General features: G+C 37.1%; 12 protein-coding genes. 3 read left to right on the top strand and 9 right to left on the bottom strand.

What is annotated here, in order from left to right; all coding sequences use genetic code 11:
* Window positions 1–1,275 precede the first annotated feature (1,275 nt).
* The 3 genes from AABD74_RS22000 to AABD74_RS21990 all read right to left on the bottom strand — a co-directional run bounded on the left by AABD74_RS22000 (window position 1,276) and on the right by AABD74_RS21990 (window position 6,518).
* Entirely contained in the window at window positions 1,276–2,580 is a 1,305-nt protein-coding gene (locus AABD74_RS22000) for a peroxiredoxin family protein (protein ID WP_406844301.1), read from the bottom strand.
* Window positions 2,581–2,763: 183 nt separating this feature from the next.
* Window positions 2,764–5,991: a hypothetical protein gene (locus AABD74_RS21995; RefSeq protein ID WP_406844300.1), complete on the bottom strand. Its 3,228-nt coding sequence runs from the start codon at window positions 5,989–5,991 to the stop codon at window positions 2,764–2,766.
* A gap of 308 nt (window positions 5,992–6,299) precedes the next feature.
* The gene (locus AABD74_RS21990; RefSeq protein WP_406844299.1) at window positions 6,300–6,518 is read right to left on the bottom strand and encodes a hypothetical protein; all 219 of its coding nucleotides are present in this window, start codon (window positions 6,516–6,518) and stop codon (window positions 6,300–6,302) included.
* An 85-nt stretch (window positions 6,519–6,603) separates the two neighbouring features.
* Between AABD74_RS21990 and AABD74_RS21985 the strand changes: the two genes are divergently transcribed.
* Window positions 6,604–7,317, top strand: a complete 714-nt coding sequence (locus tag AABD74_RS21985; protein ID WP_406844298.1) for a helix-turn-helix transcriptional regulator — start codon at window positions 6,604–6,606, stop codon at window positions 7,315–7,317.
* 657 nt (window positions 7,318–7,974) lie between these two features.
* Here AABD74_RS21985 and AABD74_RS21980 read toward each other — a convergent pair.
* The 5 genes from AABD74_RS21980 to AABD74_RS21960 form a co-directional block, all read right to left on the bottom strand.
* Window positions 7,975–8,616, bottom strand: coding sequence for an NAD(P)-dependent oxidoreductase (locus tag AABD74_RS21980; protein WP_406844297.1), 642 nt, complete (start codon window positions 8,614–8,616; stop codon window positions 7,975–7,977).
* A gap of 57 nt (window positions 8,617–8,673) precedes the next feature.
* A complete protein-coding gene (locus AABD74_RS21975; RefSeq protein ID WP_232678832.1) occupies window positions 8,674–9,081 on the bottom strand; it encodes an Rrf2 family transcriptional regulator in 408 nt (135 codons plus the stop codon).
* Window positions 9,082–9,409: 328 nt separating this feature from the next.
* Window positions 9,410–10,384, bottom strand: coding sequence for an integrase core domain-containing protein (locus tag AABD74_RS21970; protein WP_406843531.1), 975 nt, complete (start codon window positions 10,382–10,384; stop codon window positions 9,410–9,412).
* Between the two features lie 296 nt (window positions 10,385–10,680).
* On the bottom strand, window positions 10,681–11,145 hold the full coding sequence (locus tag AABD74_RS21965) for a hypothetical protein (protein ID WP_406844296.1): 465 nt from the start codon (window positions 11,143–11,145) through the stop codon (window positions 10,681–10,683).
* A 54-nt stretch (window positions 11,146–11,199) separates the two neighbouring features.
* Entirely contained in the window at window positions 11,200–11,766 is a 567-nt protein-coding gene (locus AABD74_RS21960; RefSeq protein WP_232678836.1) for a Crp/Fnr family transcriptional regulator, read from the bottom strand.
* Window positions 11,767–12,143: 377 nt separating this feature from the next.
* On the opposite strand from AABD74_RS21960, the gene AABD74_RS21955 reads away from it, so the two are divergent.
* Entirely contained in the window at window positions 12,144–13,055 is a 912-nt protein-coding gene (locus tag AABD74_RS21955; protein ID WP_406844295.1) for an AEC family transporter, read from the top strand.
* A 638-nt stretch (window positions 13,056–13,693) separates the two neighbouring features.
* Window positions 13,694–14,332 carry a peroxiredoxin gene (locus tag AABD74_RS21950; protein WP_232678840.1) on the top strand — a complete coding sequence of 213 codons (639 nt, stop codon included), beginning with the start codon at window positions 13,694–13,696 and terminating at the stop codon, window positions 14,330–14,332.
* A gap of 165 nt (window positions 14,333–14,497) precedes the next feature.
* Here AABD74_RS21950 and AABD74_RS21945 read toward each other — a convergent pair whose 3' ends face one another.
* Window positions 14,498–16,729, bottom strand: coding sequence for a cation:proton antiporter (locus AABD74_RS21945; protein ID WP_232678842.1), 2,232 nt, complete (start codon window positions 16,727–16,729; stop codon window positions 14,498–14,500).
* Window positions 16,730–16,756 lie beyond the last annotated feature (27 nt).

The raw sequence follows: 16,756 nt of genomic DNA, 5'->3' as shown, positions 1-16,756 counted from the left end.
TATTTTGTAGAGTTTCTGGTGTGATCCTTCGTTCCTCAGGATGACAAGGTTGATGAGCGTTTTTTTGTCATCCTGACGGAGGAAGGATCACACTCGCTGATCGGCAAAGATTGGCGGTTTGCTTTGTGGAATTTCTTTGTGGAGCTTCTGGTGTGATCCTTCGTTCCTCAGGATGACAAGGTTGATGAGCGTTTTTTTCTGTCATCCTGACGGAGGAAGGATCACACTAGCTGATCGACAAAGATTGGCGATTTACTTTGTGTAGTTTCTGGTGTGATCCTTCGTTTCTCAGGATGACAAGGTTGATGAGCATTTTTTTGTCATCCTGACGGAGGAAGGATCACACTCGCTGATCGGCAAAGATTGGCGATTTGCTTTGTGTAGTTTCTTTGTGGAGTTTCTTTGTGGAGTTTCTGGTGTGATCCTTCGTTCCTCAGGATGACAAGGTTGATGAGCATTTTTTTTTGTCATCCTGACGGAGGAAGGATCACACTCGCTGATCGACAAAGATTGGCGGTTTGCTTTGTGTAGTTTCTTTGTAGAGTTTCTGGTGTGTTCCTTCGTTCCTCAGGATGACAAGGTTGGTGAGCGTTTTTTTTGTCATCTTGGCGGAGGAAGGATCGCATTTGCTGATCGACAAAGATTGGCGGTTTGCTTTGTGGGGTTTCTTTTTGGAATTTCTTTTTGGAATTTCTTTGTGGAGTTTCTTTGTGGATTTACTTTGTGGAGCTTCTGGTGTGATCCTTCGTTCCTCAGGATGACAAGGTTGATGAGCGTTTTTTTTTTTTTTTGTCATCCTGACGGAGGAAGGATCGCATTTGCTGATCGGCAAAGATTGGCGGTTTGCTTTGTGGATTTTCTTTGTGGAGTTTCTGGTGTGATCCTTCGTTCCTCAGGATGACAAGGTTGATGAGCGTTTTTTTTTGTCATCCTGACGGAGGAAGGATCACACTCGCTGATCGGCAAAGATTGGCGGTTTGCTTTTTGGAGTTTCTTTGTGGATTTTCTTTGTGGAGTTTCTGGTGTGATCCTTCGTTCCTCAGGATGACAAGGTTGATGAGCGTTTTTTTTTTTTGTCATCCTGACGGAGGAAGGATCGCATTTGCTGATTGACAAAGATTGGCGGTTTACTTTGTGGATTTACTTTGTGGATTTTCTTTGTGGATTTTCTTTGTAGAGCTTCTGGTGTGATCCTTCGTTCCTTAGGATGACAAAAAAAAGCTGTCCTTTTGAGACAGCCTCTTTTTTTATTCCTGCTTTGCTGCGGAATACGGATTATTTAAGAATTTCTGTGTCAACAAGTCTCGCATATTTCCCTGTGATTTTGCCTTTTTCGTCTATGGTGAAAAAAGTCGGGGTTCCTATTATGGCGTAGGTTTGGAAGTTTGGGCCTGCAAAACCTTTAAAATCGCATAGCTGTTCTTTCCACGGGAAAGTGTGATCATGGCCGTCTGTGGCATCTTTGGTCATGTCTGCAGCTACGCTTATAATTTCGTAACCTTTACTTTTTACAATTTCGTAATTGCCTAATAACTGGTGAATCTCGTTCTCGCAGTTGTTACAGCCCGATTCGTAAAAGAATAACAACGTTTTTTTATTGATTACTTTCTTGCCTGCAGCCGTTTGCAAAGCGGGAGCCGAACCGCCAATTACCGGGGCATTAATTGCATTTGTTAATTGTTTGGCCGGTTTTTCGAGCCTTCCGGATTTTGCGGCATACTGGCTTATGGCTGCTGCTAAATCATCTTTTCCGGCTTTGGTAAACACAGCCACGACTTTTTCTGTAAAGGCGGTGTAGATTTCATTGCTTTTTATGCGTGATAATATTTGTTTGGTATCTGCCAGTAAAACAGCATCGTCTTTAATTACCCTTTGCTGTAAATCTGTCCAGCCTTCTATGGTCTGGTTCCAGAAACCACTGTTGTAAAGCGCCTGCATATCGAGTTTTCCTTTTACAAAAAGGTTTAATTCTTTTGCTTTTTCCTCTTCGGGCTGGTTCAAGCTGCTGCCTATACCCATTAAAAAATTATAGATTTCTATAAAGCGCGCTGCATAAAGCGGACTTTTTGCTGTTTCGTCTGCTAGTGCCGTAAACTGTTGCTGCAGGTTTTGGTTTTCTTTTTGAAAAGCGGCATGCAAAGGTTCTTCTTTGGTATACAAATTAAGACCGTACTGCACAAAACCGACTTTGTCCAGAACTGCTTTTTGCTGTTTTATTTTTTGATTTAAAAAATCATTTTCAGCAGAACCGGTGTATTTTGTGTTTTCAAAATTGGGCTGTTCTTCCAGAGAGGAAACAGAGAAATTTTCTTTGTTTACAATAAAATCCATACCTCCGCCGTCTGTAAGGGCAAAATGCGAAATACCCGCATAGCTTTTTTTTGCTGCCGGGATAACCAGTGCCGCCTTACCGGCTGTATCGAGCTTGCCTGTGGCAATGGTGTCTTTTTTATTGCCGCGTTCTAATACATACACATATTGTTTTCCTGCATAATGCGAAAAAGCAACATTTATGGTTTGTGCCTGTACAGTAGTTATCACACCAAAAACGGCAAGGCTTTTTAAAAGTATATTTTTCATGTTTTTATTTATCTGTTTTAATAAATTAATTTAAATATCTCAAAAACACCGAAACGCCCTTCATTCCTGATTTGTAAACAGGAAATGAAAAGCGTCGCGGGTTTTTAAATAATTTTATGATTTGAGTATTTTATTTAACACTGAAAACATTCGTTATTTTCTAAAATTTAAAACTTTTTTAAATTATGGTTTTTCAGCGATACAACGTATAGGTAATGCTGATCTTTGAGGGGTGTTATACCCCGTTAATTGGTTAACGCCATTAGCACCCATACCAAGATTATTAGTTGCAGGATTATTCGTTAATGTAGCACTTTGATAGAAAAGGAGTGTATTAGTATCCATTCTGCTAGGACTTGCCGACGAAACATAGGAGGCATAAGGCAGCATTAATGAAGTACCAATCAATAAACCTCCTGTTCCACTACCATAAGCTGCATAACTGCCTATCGTTTTATAAGTATTATTAGCTGCTACTCCTGTCCACTCACTAAAAGTAGGCACACGATAACCCGCAGGACACGGATCTGTTGCTGTGTTTTTAACATCTTTTACATTACTCCAGCCGTTAGCTTGTGTTTTGGCTGCAATAGCTGGTACTGTAAATGACTGGCCAGTATAAGAAGTAATAGCAGGGGTGTTTGTTCCCCATTGATAATAGCTTCCATATAAACGCTGATCTGGAGTAAAAGGATCTATAGAGGTGTCAGCGCCTAAGTTATAACACATAAACCCTCTCCACTCTGTAGCACTAATCATGGCGCCGCAGCACATACAGTCTTTTATTTGTGCAGTAAGCTGTACTGTTGCATCTGTACCGGTTCCGTCTGCTTTTGTATTGTAAACAGCATATATGGTTACCTTAAGCGCATCAGCAGTTGCTTTTCCGTAAGCCATACCATTTGCAGCACCGGCGCTGCTGCTGCTTAAATTACTATTGTATACCATTTTAGCCGTAAGGGCCCCAGATACATTAAGGGCCTGTGATTTATCTACATCAGCAGTAAACGATTTAACGATACCGGTAAGAGATTCTACATATACAAAACGCACTTTACTTACTGTACCGGTTGGGGTAAAAGTATACGTTTGTGTATTTACAGAAGCCAGGTTAAAATCTGTCTTCATAGATATACGAGAGGCAAGTGTACCACAAGAAGTATTATCATTACTTTCTGCAATATCAAAACAAGTTTTACCGCTCAAAGTACCTGTGCCAGATGGTATATTAGCCGGGTTAACCGCTGCTGTAACCGTAAATACCGGTGAAGTTCCTGTTGGGTTACCAGTACAGCCATTTTTTACGATACAGTAAAAATAATAGCTGCCTGCAGCCGATGGGGTATAAGAATAAGAAGCTGCTGCAGCCCCGCTTACAGCTGTACCGCCTGTATTGCTCGCAGATGTATTGCTGTACCATTGATAAGTCGCCTGCACAGCATTTGCTGCAGATACAGACAATGTTACGGCAGAACCTGCTGTTGTATTTTGAGCTGTACTGGATTGTGCCGTAAGTATAGGTGTAGGACACGCATTGTTTATTGTGATTTCATGCACCAGCGGTACAGAGTCACCACAGTCGTTTTTAGCCGTTACGGTAATTTTAACTTTTAATCCATCAGCTCCGCTTGCCGGAAGCTGTACAGATACACTTGCTCCTGTGCCGGTTACCACCGCACCATTATCTGCTGTCCAGGTGTAAGCTGTTGGGTTGAATGTAGCAGATGCCTGCAGGGTAACTTTTGCCCCAAATACAGCCGTCGCAGGGTTAGACACCCATGAAACCACCGGTAAGCTTGAAACGGTCGATGATACATTTTTTACTGCCAGTGTACTGGTACAGCCTGTTGCATTAGTAACAGTGGCGTTGTAAACCCCGCCTTCAGATACTGTAATAGTTTGAGCAGTCTGGCTCATTTTTACATTGTCTTTATACCACACATAAGTATAAGTACCTGCCACTGCCGGTACCACTGTTAAATCTGTGCTTCCGTCGCAAAGTACAGTTTTACCTGTAATATTTGGCTGTGCAGGGGTATTTCCTGTTGTAATATTTTTTTCTAATACATGCGCTTCTGCAGGACATTTAGCCCCGCTGTTGTCTGTCGCAATCATTCTCAGCGACATGGTAGTCTGTGAACCTGGCACCACAAATGGGTTCGCTGTTATAAGGTCATTACCATTGTACCAGGTATAGGTAATTCCGTTTTGTTTGTTGGCAATACTTAAATCCAGAGTTCCGCCAGAACAGAATGAAGTAAACGTATTTAAAGCTTTTCCGTTTACCAGTACATCTGCATCGGGCACCGTTATTGATCCTGATGCTTCACTTTTAGTCACATTAATAGTGTTGGATTGTTTAGAATAACAGCTTCCATCTTTTACCGCTGCAAACCAATCGCCAACACTGCTATCTCCGCTTATATCTATAGATTTACCTGTTTTTGATTTGTCTTCAACCCCATTGTGAAACCAGGCTATAGTGCCGGTTCCGGATGCAGAAAGTGTAACAGAATTTGTTCCGCACAGTACACCATTATTAGAAGCCAATATCGAAATAGCAGTTGGTGCCGCAGTACCGGATGCAGTAATGATTTTTTCGCCTGCCGCATTTGTATTACACCCTACAGCCCCCATAGAAACATTGTATTTTCCTGTCAGGGTTGCAATATAATAATTAACCCCGCGGGCTACTTCGATACCGTTACGGGTCCAGATTAATTTATCAAGGTTAGCGGTATTGGCAGGAACTGATAAATATACAGAACCTCCTGCACATAAAGAAGTCCCGGATGCTGTTACCGATGGCGCAGTATAGGCCATAGAACTGCAGTCTACCCCGTTTTGAGAGAATAAAAACTCTTTATATAAACTGGTACAGGTACTGGTAACACGTACCAGTACTGTATGTACGTTTACTGTTTCATTTGGAAGAAAGTTTATTTTAAAACTTCCGTCAGCATTATCAACCTCACTTAATGAAGCATATTCTGAACCGGCCACAATAGTAATATTGAATGGACCGTTAGGACAGTCCGGGTCTGAAACATCAAATGTCTGGTTACAGCCGGTACCGTCTGCAGCAATATTTACACATGGCTGCGGGCTTATGGTTGTCTGCGATGTTCCTTCGCATAAACTTACCCAGCGCACAGCGTTCCAATACTCCACACAATTGGTGGTTTTATTGTAAATAGTAAGTCCGTTTCCTTTATCATTGTTTTTTACAGCAAAAGCGTTACGCTCTGCAGTTGTCATTTGCGGCAGTCTAAGTCCGCCTTTGTTAAGCAGTTCCAGAACTGAGAAAGCCTCGGGCTCCTTTTTGCCCCCAACAGTCATCTGAGCCTGCGTGTTTACCGAAAATAATATGGACAGAAGGAGAAGCCACATACAAAATAGATTTTTCTTCATTTTTAATTTTTTTAATTTTTTAAAATAACATACCCATTGCCATTACTCAAAAAAGCAATAGATTAAAGCATATATATGTTAGGAGCAGCTGTGTTGATGCTCGTTTTATTTGTGGTATTTTATGGTATTTTTTGTAAAAAAATAGGCGCTATTGAGGTATTCAATATGGCTTATAATGATGAAAGGTTTTGTATTTCGCCATAAGCGAATTTTTGTTAGGACTGGCTTATAAAAACTTGGTTTTTTTGGGGCAGGCAGAAAGGAGGGCAGGGATAATTACAATAGTTATATATTGTTTTTTAATAATTTTACTTGCCCATCGTTTTCTGAATAAGAAGCATAAGGACTTCTTTGCTTGCTTTTTCCATAGTAGCATAATCTTTTTTTATGCTGTCTGGTGTAATCCCCTGAACAGATCCGCTTATACTTTGACGTATGTAATATTTTGATACACCATATTTTAAAAACAGCGCCTCCAAAATATTCGAATCATAGGATTTGTAAATTTTTGTCTTACTTTTATCCATTGTCAAATTTCTTTTAAAAATTGAGGCAAAGATATAAACAAGTTTATAATTAAACAATAAAAATATAAAATTTCCTACAACAAGAATGCAAATTACTGAATTACAAAGGGTTAAAATTGCGTTAAAGGCGTTGATAAGTTTAGGTGCCGCAAGAAATCAAGAGGAGGCTGGAAAGTTATTAGGATATTCAAATAAATCATCATTTTCGCAGGTATTGAATGGAAAAGTGAACCTCCCGGCTGATTTTGTAGACAGATTATGCGCTTTAAATACTGCAATAAATAAACACTGGATTAAAACAGGAATTGGCAATGTTTTAGAAAACAGCGACAATACTAACAAAGGTTATAATGACGAAAATAATACTAAACCTGTAAGCGAATCTTTTACCGGTACTTTTATAAATAATCAGGTGCTGCCCCTTATCTCTGCAGAAAATATGATTGAATACAATGCCGGCAATAAGGTGGCTGCAGAGATAAATGCCGCAAAATTTTTAATCCCGACATTTAAAGGCTCTGATTATTTAATTACAGTAATAGGGAGTTCTATGTATCCTAAATACAATAGCGGTGATATTGTGGCCTGCAAGCATCTGCCGCTCGACACCTTTTTTCAATGGAACAAAGTCTATGTTATAAATACTGAACAAGGGATTCTTGTAAAACGTATTTGTAAATCAGATAATGACGATTTTGTTACCATTGTTAGTGATAATAAAGATTATGATTCGTTTGAACTGCCTAAGTCAAAACTGCTTTCTATAGCCATTGTAACCGGGGTAATAAGATTAGAATAAAATCTTTGTTTTTTTGAGATGATTTATAAACTTATTTATAATTTATTTTTTAGCTTTTTTCTTATATATTAAATAAAACTTGAAATTGTTGAAAAAAAAATGTTTTTTTGAGTGTTAAATATTGTAGGTTTTTTATGCTGATTTTTAACAATTGCGATTTTTTTTTTGAAATTTTTTTACATTTATTTTTTTTCCAATCTTGTTAACTATAGAGATTGGCGGTACGGTTTGCATCCCAAGGCTTCGGGTAATGTCATTAAGTTAAGAGGAAATCTATAAAATTACTTAACAGTTTAATTAAGAAAGTCATTAGAAAAATCAGTTTTTATCAGCGTTTTCGCTTTAGCGAATCAGTAAAATCAGTGTCTAATTGTGACGCGGATAAAACAGATTTACTTCGTAAAAACGCTGATAAACACGGATTTGATTTGCAATAATTTTATTTTCTAAAAGCTTAACTTAATGATATTGGGCTTCGGGATTGTGCAATTTGCTTAGTCTGTCACTATCATTCAAATCTCCCTTTGGCCGAAATGATAAAAAACCAGCACAGTCATTGCGAGGAAAGAAGCAATCTCATTTGCTAAATTAAGTTTGTGCCTTATTGTTAGTGCGGCTGCTTCGTTCAGCGCAATGACTGTTGTTAAAGTCTATATATTAATATGCTGCCGTAAATCGAACCTGATGGTGTTTTGGGGTTTCGGTTTCATCAGCAATTACAACTGCTAAATCTTCTACAGACAAGATGCTTCTTTGTTCGTCGTTAAAAACAGGATTTTCTAAACCTAAACGATATTTTCCTGTTCTTCCGGTTGTAATGCCTTGGTGCATTTCAAAAGCAGGGCTGAAAAATGCCCAGTCTAGTTCTTTTTCTTCTTTTAAAATATTTAAATAATCTCTTGCTGCTGCTGCGCCGGCATGATATTCTTTTGGAAAATCCGGTGTATCTACGGCTTGTAAACCCGGAGCTACAAACAAACTTCCTGCTCCGCCAATTGTAATATAACGTTTTACACCCGATTTTTTTACCGCTTCCTGAATGGCTTTTGATCCTGCAATAAAATCATCGTAAATATTTGGGTTTGTCCATCCTGAATTATAGGCGTTGATAACAGCGTCGTTTCCTTTTAAAATTTCTGCCAATTCGTTTACATTAAAAATATCAGCACTTTTCCAGTTAATACCGGCTGTATCTTTTGGGGTTCTGGCGATAGCAGTAATATCGTGGTTTCTGCCTGCTAATTCATTTAAGATTGCTGAGCCTACAAATCCTGTTGCTCCAATAATTGCGATTTTCATAATATATAAATTTATTTAGTAATAAAAAATGTTACAGTTTTGAGTAAAAAAATTGTTTTAAAATTGATTCGAAAAATCTTCTAAAGAGATTCCCTGCAGTTGTGTACTCACTTTTTGATTCATGTCGGCATATAAAGCATCCAGGTTCTCATTGATTTTTTTCCCCACAGGACAATCGGGATTGGGCTGGTTTTTAGCATAACCCAGATTAATGGTTTCAAAAGTCATTTCAAAAATTTCTTTCAAAGTCAGCTTCGATGAATCTACAGCCAGTTTTGTACCGCCGTTTTTTCCTTCTTTACTTTCTACAATATGATGCGCTTTTAGGTTTGCAATTTCTTTTCGAACCAAAACCGGATTCAAATTAATGCTTCCTGCAATATATTCTGATGATAAATAATCATTTGGGAATTTATTGAGGAGTGTAAGAATGTGAATCGTTATGGCAAATTTACCTGAAAGCATACTGTAATAAAATATGTTACAAATTTAAAACATTTTATCATACAAAAACTAATTTTAACTAAAAATTAATTCCGTTTGTTTCTCTTGGGCATAAAAATTTTGTTCAACACATAGTCCCGAAGCTCAATGTCATTAAGTTAAGGGGAAAATCTATGATGCAATGGTGAATAAATCTCTCACAAAGATGCAATCCCGAAGCTTCGGGAGCAAAGGTTTTGTCATTTCGACCGAAGGGAGAAATCACACAAGAAACTCCGCATGCATAATCGCCAATCTTTGTCGAGTCTCGAGTGTGATTTCTCCCTTCGGTCGAAATTGTAAAAGTCACTTATTTCGGTAACGGATTTATCATTTCAATTGGCTTTTTTCCATCAATTCCCTGATGTGGCCTTTCATGATTGTAATAATATAAATATTGTAATAATTCTTCCTTTAGTTCTTCTTGAGAATCAAAATCAGTATCTCTTAATAAATCATCTTCCAGAGTTCTCCAAAAGCGTTCTACTTTGCCGTTTGTTTGTGGTCGATATGGTTTTGTGTATCTGTGCACTATGCCTAATTCCATTAACATTCTTTCAAAAGGATGATTATTTTTTACCTTGCTTGTTTTAGGTCCAAACTCAGCTCCATTGTCAGATAATATCTCTTCAAATTTTATTTCATAATGACTGCTTAAGATGTTTAAGCATTTTAATGCGGCAAACATAACTGTCAAACTTGTGATGTCGGGAACCAATTCTGCCCAGGCAACCCGGCTGTAGTCATCAATTACACAGACTAAATAGAGCTTTTTGTTTTCTCCTCGAACAATACTTTTACTTAAATAATGACAATCAATATGACCCAGCTGTCCCATTCTTTCCTTGATTATTTTTTGATGATTCCTTTTAATCTTCGGAGTTAATCTATTTATTTTATGCCGTTTTAAAATATTATAAACTCCAGAATATGATGGTGTATGTTTTCCTAATTTGGGATTCAATATACTAACAATTTCATATCTGTTGTTTCCTTTTTCTCGTAATTCTATTACTTTCTGTTCTATAAAGGGCAAAGGACGTCTGGTTTTATATTTTGGACCCCGCTTTTGGGGTAATAGATCCCGAGATTTCCCGCTCTGTTTATAACGATTATAATACTTTAAGAAACTTTTTCTGCAAGTGTCATTTGCTGTGTAAAAATCCATCGCTTTTTTATAAAGCGGGTGAGTTTTATTTTTTACCTGCTCATATTCTTTTATTAAGAAACGATATTTCTCTAAATAGTTTCTCTCTAATGTGCAATCTTGACTATTATTTCTCATCGCAACAAAATTTATTAAAGTTAAATTTTGTTACCGAAATATCTAACCTTTACAGAAATGACAATATTGTGTTTAGGTTTTGCGAGATTAATTTTATTTTAAAAGATGATCAAAAGAAACTCGTTTCTTCCACATTGCTATGTTTGTTAATGCAAGTGAAATGCCTTTTAACAGTAGCAGAATTTATGTTTCTATATGTTGGAATTAATTACGCCCAGCAAGGTTAAACTATATTAAAAACAAAGCGGAAGATTATGCATATCATCTGTTTAAGTGATGTGTATTCTCCTGATTAACTATACCGTTTTTGATTGATTTTTGATTGAAAAAAAATATACCCAGACTATAAAAAGCAGCTGTAATGGTATTCTAAACCATAGATAAGACATTCCTTCGCCGCTGTAGTCAGCACTTTTTAAATTTATATTGTGGTATGCCGCATAAATATTTGCGGGAAGCAGTACTATAAAAAATAGTATAAGAAGCCTGCCTGTGAGCAGTCTCGTTTTTGAAATCAATAGTCCGGCTGCTGCTATGAGCTCTATTATTCCTGTAACATACACAATTGCAATTGACCAAGGTAAAAAAGATACCATCATGGCCATGCCTTTGGTAAATAAAAAATGACCTGTGGCAGTTAATATAAGCATGGCCGCCATGGCAATTCTGCCTGCTTGTGAAATTTCGGTTCTTTTAGTTATAAGTCTTATAACAAGTAGAGCAATTATAAAAGTTCCAAATAATACAATTAAGGTTTCCATGTCTTTTTTTATGCAAAGCTGCGCAATAAAGAAACCCGAAACAATGAACCTGGGTTAACAAATTCGTTTTCTTATCCTGCTCAATGCCTGCGGTGTAATACCAATATAGGATGCCAGATATTTTTGAGGAATTTTTTGAATTAGCTGCGGCTGTTCTGTAAACAGGTTACGATACCGCTGTTCTGCAGAATCGTTAAGGAGTGAAAGTTCTCTCTTTGATTTTTGAAGAAATAATCCTTCGCTTGCAAGACGCCCAATGGTATTGCCAATTTTTGTTTCGGCATAAATATCCTGCAGGTCATTATAAGATATACACCAAAGCACAGTGTCGGCAAGGGCTTCGATGGTGTAGTTTGCGGGCTGTCTTGTAATAAATGAATCATAACCGCTTGTAAATTCGCCATCAAATACAAAAGCAAAAGTGAGATCATTATCTTCACGGGGAATATAATATCTTACAAACCCTTTTTCTATAAAGGAGAGGTAATTTTCGACATGGCCTGTTTCGAGTATAGGTTTTTTCTTTGAAAATTCCCGACGTATGAGCTTTGACGAAAAAATATTCCAATCATCATCTGAAAGTTTTGCCATTCGCTCGAAATTGTCTCTTATTTGCTGCATTGATTTTTTAAATTTCAGATTAAAAATAAACCCGTTGGGCAATGTGATTAAATTAAGCTTTTAGAGAATAAAATTAATTTCTCAAAGCCTTAACGCAATATTGTCATTTCGACCGAAGGGAGAAATCTTCGCAAGTAACTCCGCATGCATAATCGCCAATCTTTGTCGAGTCTCGAGTGTGATTTACTTCGTCTGTTCGCTATCGCTCGGGTCTCCCTTCGGTCGAAATGACAAAACCTTTGCTCCCGAAGCTTCGGGACTATGTGTTAATATTAATTACACTCAATGAGTTAAAAATAACAAAAATCTTAGAGAAGGTGTGTAATTTGTTTTATACATCAATTTATAAATACCTATTTTTGTGTTTAAGCCTTGATATGAACAATTTTATTATAATATTCTTCTTTTTGTTTTTAGGATTGCTTTTGCAAAATGTAAAGCGGTTTCCAGTTCATATCTATAAAACAATCAATAAAATTGTCATTTATGTCTGTCTTCCGGCCATCACCTTATATCATATTCCGAAAATAAAATGGAGCAGCGAATTGTTGTTTCCAATAGGGGCGGGCTGGATTAGTTTTTTCCTGGCTTTTGTGTTTTTTCATTTTTTAGGGCGGCGATTGGGCTGGTCTAATAAACTGATTGGCTGTTTGGTTTTAACAGCAGGATTAAGTAATTCGTCGTTTCTTGGTTATCCAATTGTTGAGGCTTTATTTGGAAAGAAAGGTTTAGAAACAGCTGTACTGGTAGATCAGCCGGGAACTTTTGTTGTGGTTTCGACCCTGGGTGTTTTTGTGGCGGCTTTTTACTCAAAAGGGAGCCCGGATTTTAAAAGTATTTCGAAAAAGATAATTCTCTTTCCGCCATTTATTACATTTATTGTCTCCTGCCTGCTAAATGTTTTTGAGTACGATTTAGATTCGGATATTCAGTCACTTTTATTAAAACTGGGAAGTCTGGTTACACCTTTGGCTTTATTTTCGGTTGGATTACAGCTGACTTTTAATAGAAAAAGCAAGCATTGGAAATTTTTGCAGCTCGGACTTTTATTCCGTCTTATTGTAACGCCGCTTATCATTTTTATTCTCTATGTTTTTGTTTTTAACCAGCGGTCTGAGGCTATAAAAATTACGATTATAGAAATTGCAATGGCTCCAATGATTACAGGTGCAATTTTGGCTTCGACTTATGGTTTAAAGCCAAAATTAAGCAGTATGATGATTGGTTTTGGAATTCCCATTTCGTTTGTAACCCTTGCTATTTGGTACTTTGTTGTGAGTTTTATTTAATTTATTATAAACCCGTTGGACAATGTCATTAAGTTAAGAGAAGTACTTTTTAATACTATATCGCATAAATCTTTCGCAGAATCATAATCCTGAGGCTTCGGGAACGAAGTTTTTTTGAATTGGCTGCAGCTTTAGCTGGAGTTTATATAAAATCAATCTGATGGCTTTAGCCAAAAATGACAGATTTGGCTAAAGCCTTATTGTTGTTCATATTAAACACCTCCAGCTGAAGCAGGAGGCTATTCAATAAATTTAATACTCAAAAAAGTGATGTTTTTACACAATTTTTTTGAGCCATAATTATCTTAAAAATGCTTAATTTAATGACATTTCTCGTTGGATGTAATTATTTTTTACACATAGAAACATAGTAATTTTATGCTTAAAAAGGGACTTAAAAAAGAAATGCATTTCTTTCACATAGCTTACTCTGTGTATTTTAAAATAAGTGAAAGGTCTTTTAAGATTACAAAACAACCATGTTTCTATGTGTTAAATAAAATCTTTATGAATTAATATCCAATGAGTTTAGAATACTAATTAGATAGAGAAGATAGAATTTTAACTTTTTTTTAATTTTTACGTGTTTTCTAAATGTATTTTTTAAGTAATTTTAGAGGAACTAAAAAAATTAAATTATGTCAACATTAAGATTAGGCGATACAGCTCCGGATTTTCATGCAGAAACTACACATGGACCAATCAATTTTCATGAATGGTTAGGAGATTCATGGGGCGTTTTATTTTCGCATCCGGCAGATTTTACCCCTGTTTGTACTACTGAACTGGGAACTGTGGCGAATTATATTCCGGAATTTGCCAAAAGAAATACGAAGGTGATTGCTTTGAGTGTAGACGGTTTACAGTCGCACCTGGAGTGGATTAAAGACATTAATGAAACTCAAAATACGACAGTTAATTTCCCAATAATTGCCGATGAGGATAAAAAAATAGCAACTTTATATGATATGCTTCATCCTAATGCAAGCGATAAATTTACCGTGCGTTCTGTTTTTGTAATTGGTGCCGATAAAAAAATCAAACTTACATTGACTTATCCGGCTTCTACAGGAAGGAATTTTGACGAATTGCTTCGTGTAATTGACAGTTTACAATTAACTGCAAATTACAGTGTTGCCACTCCGGCAAACTGGAAGGATGGAGAAGATGTAGTAATTGTGCCGGCGATCCCGGATAGTGATATTCCGGCAAAATTCCCAAAAGGATATACACCGATAAGACCTTATCTGCGTATTACACCGCAGCCGAATAAATAAGATGCTAAGATTTTTTTAAGATACTAAGGTGCTGAGTTTCTAAGTTTTTATTAAGAGGTTAAACTCTTAGCGGCTTAGAAACTCAGCACTTTTATTTTTTATGTTGAAAGTTTCTAAGATATACTCTCAAAGCTAAAAACCTCAGAATCTCAGCATCTCAGCAACTTAACCCCTTAGAAGTTCAGCCATCTTTTTCTTGTCTCCTACGACCCAGATAATATCATTTGGCTGTAAAATTAAGCTGGATTCCGGGTTTAGGATCCGATTTCCGTTTCTTTCAATCCCTACGATCAGTCCGCCGGTTTTTCCTCTGAACTGACTAATGCTTTTTTGTGTAAATTCTTCCTGTGAAACTTCAAGCTGACGCAGTACAATTTCTGATTCTTCTACTGTTTTGGCTTCAATTTCATTATGAGTCAGGTATTTAGTGAATTCGGTAATTTGAGCATCAGTACCAATCACAGAAATTTCGTCTCCTGGAAATAAACGCTCATTTTTTGACGGAATTGGTATTGTGACTTCACCACGCCTGATATAAGCAATATTGATTCCGAGGAGTTCCCGAATCTTCAATTCTTCCAGTGTTTTTCCGGCAAGGTTAGATTCTTTTCCAATATCAAAAATAGACATGTGACCATCCCACGGCATTAAATTGGCATATCGTCTGTCGATTTTTTTGTTTTCGCGATCGTTTAGGTTTTTTAAAAAGTGATTTTCGATTTTATGGTATTGCTCGTTCAGTTTTTTTGGGAAAAGCTGATATACTCCAATTGCAATAATCAAAGCTACAAAAGCCACTAAAGGAGAGAAGAAAATATTCAATAAAAAACCAACTAAAAATAATCCGAGGCTCATTCTGATTAAAATAAGCATTAAAAGTGCACCGCGGTATTTGCGTTCTTCCCATAGTGTTTCGACTTCGTCAACTTTTACCCGGCGCAGCGACAGCGCCCATAAAAGAGGAGCAATAATAACCATAGTAATAAGGGCTGCCAATGTGTTGCCAAATCTTGTGTCTTCGACCAAAGGGGCAACAAATTTAGCCGATAATAAAATAATGGCTGTAATAATAATAGTGTGTAATATGATTTGAATAAGATAGGCGTGCAGGACTTTTTGCCAAATACTGACAGATTTTATGGCTTGTGCATTTACACTATATCGGTTGATGTTTTTGACCCATTTTTTAGGAAGTTTTTGTTCCAGGAAATGAGAAAACGGCTCTGCATATTTCACCATAAACGGTGTCGTAAAAGTTGTTACAGCCGAGACTGCCACAACAACAGGATATAAAAAAGAACTGGTAACATTCAGGGTCATTCCGAGTGTTGCAATAATAAACGAAAACTCTCCAATTTGCGACAAACTCATTCCCGTCTGCACGGATTGTTTTAAAGGCTGCCCCGCTAATAGTGCACCAATAGTAGAACTTACAGATTGACCAATAATTGTTACGAAAGTTAAAACCGCTACCGGCAATGCATGTGTGTATAGCATTTTGGGATCAATAAGCATCCCGACTGATACGAAGAAAATTGCGCCAAATAAATCTTTTACAGGTTTTACTAAATGTTCAATATGTTCAGCCTGTGTAGTTTCGGCAATAATAGACCCCATGATAAAAGCTCCTAAAGCCGGAGAAAAACCAACATTTGAAGCAAAGCTTACCATTGTTAAACAAAGCGCAAGGGAAATAATAAGCAGCATTTCGTCAGTCAGTAAATGTTTGGCTTTTTTAAGAAGTGTTGGAATAAAAAAGATTCCGCCAATAAACCATGCTGTGAGGAAGAATATTAGTTTTAGGACCGACATCATCAATTCGCTTCCTGAAAACTGCTGACTTACCGCAATAGTCGAAAGTAAAACCATCATTAAAATAGCTACAAGGTCCTGAACGATTAATGACCCAATTACGATTCCGGCAAATTTTTGTGCTTTTACACCAAGCTCGTCAAAGGTTTTTAGAATGATTGTGGTAGAAGAAATCGATAAAATTACGCCCAGAAAGATACTGTCCATTTGTCCCCAATTCATCCATCGCCCTACCAGATAACCCAATACAACCATCGTGATGATCTGGGTAATTGCTGTTATAGAGGCAGTCCCGCCCACTTTCATCAGTTTCTTAAAACTAAATTCAAGGCCCAGACTGAACAATAAAATAATCACGCCAATTTCTGCCCAGACTTCAACACTTTTCATCTCGGTAATAGTTGGGAAAAAATCAAAATGATTTCCGGCCAAAAATCCCGCAATTAAATACCCTAAAACCAAAGGCTGTTTAATTAATTTAAATAATAAAACGGCAATTCCGGCAGTCATCAGGATTAATCCCAGATCGCTAATTAAAGGTTGTAAATGGTGCGTAGTTTCTACAGCGGCATTCAAGGCAATCATAAATTGGTATTTTAGGAGGTAATAATT

Source organism: Flavobacterium soyae, from assembly GCF_045348165.1.
Lineage (GTDB): Bacteria > Bacteroidota > Bacteroidia > Flavobacteriales > Flavobacteriaceae > Flavobacterium > Flavobacterium soyae.
The sequence above is the reverse complement of the archived record's forward strand: the minus strand, read 5'-3'. Positions and strand labels throughout refer to the sequence as shown.

What these genes read in the sequence shown, in the direction of transcription:
- AABD74_RS21960 (WP_232678836.1), bottom strand. Translation starts at nt 11,766, where the DNA reads ATGCAGCAAATAAGAGACAATTTCGAGCGAATGGCAAAACTTTCAGAT.
- AABD74_RS21955 (WP_406844295.1), top strand. Translation starts at nt 12,144, where the DNA reads ATGAACAATTTTATTATAATATTCTTCTTTTTGTTTTTAGGATTGCTT.
- AABD74_RS21980 (WP_406844297.1), bottom strand. Translation starts at nt 8,616, where the DNA reads ATGAAAATCGCAATTATTGGAGCAACAGGATTTGTAGGCTCAGCAATC.
- AABD74_RS21970 (WP_406843531.1), bottom strand. Translation starts at nt 10,384, where the DNA reads ATGAGAAATAATAGTCAAGATTGCACATTAGAGAGAAACTATTTAGAG.
- AABD74_RS21950 (WP_232678840.1), top strand. Translation starts at nt 13,694, where the DNA reads ATGTCAACATTAAGATTAGGCGATACAGCTCCGGATTTTCATGCAGAA.
- AABD74_RS21990 (WP_406844299.1), bottom strand. Translation starts at nt 6,518, where the DNA reads ATGGATAAAAGTAAGACAAAAATTTACAAATCCTATGATTCGAATATT.
- AABD74_RS22000 (WP_406844301.1), bottom strand. Translation starts at nt 2,580, where the DNA reads ATGAAAAATATACTTTTAAAAAGCCTTGCCGTTTTTGGTGTGATAACT.
- AABD74_RS21965 (WP_406844296.1), bottom strand. Translation starts at nt 11,145, where the DNA reads ATGGAAACCTTAATTGTATTATTTGGAACTTTTATAATTGCTCTACTT.
- AABD74_RS21995 (WP_406844300.1), bottom strand. Translation starts at nt 5,991, where the DNA reads ATGAAGAAAAATCTATTTTGTATGTGGCTTCTCCTTCTGTCCATATTA.
- AABD74_RS21945 (WP_232678842.1), bottom strand. Translation starts at nt 16,729, where the DNA reads ATGATTGCCTTGAATGCCGCTGTAGAAACTACGCACCATTTACAACCT.
- AABD74_RS21985 (WP_406844298.1), top strand. Translation starts at nt 6,604, where the DNA reads ATGCAAATTACTGAATTACAAAGGGTTAAAATTGCGTTAAAGGCGTTG.
- AABD74_RS21975 (WP_232678832.1), bottom strand. Translation starts at nt 9,081, where the DNA reads ATGCTTTCAGGTAAATTTGCCATAACGATTCACATTCTTACACTCCTC.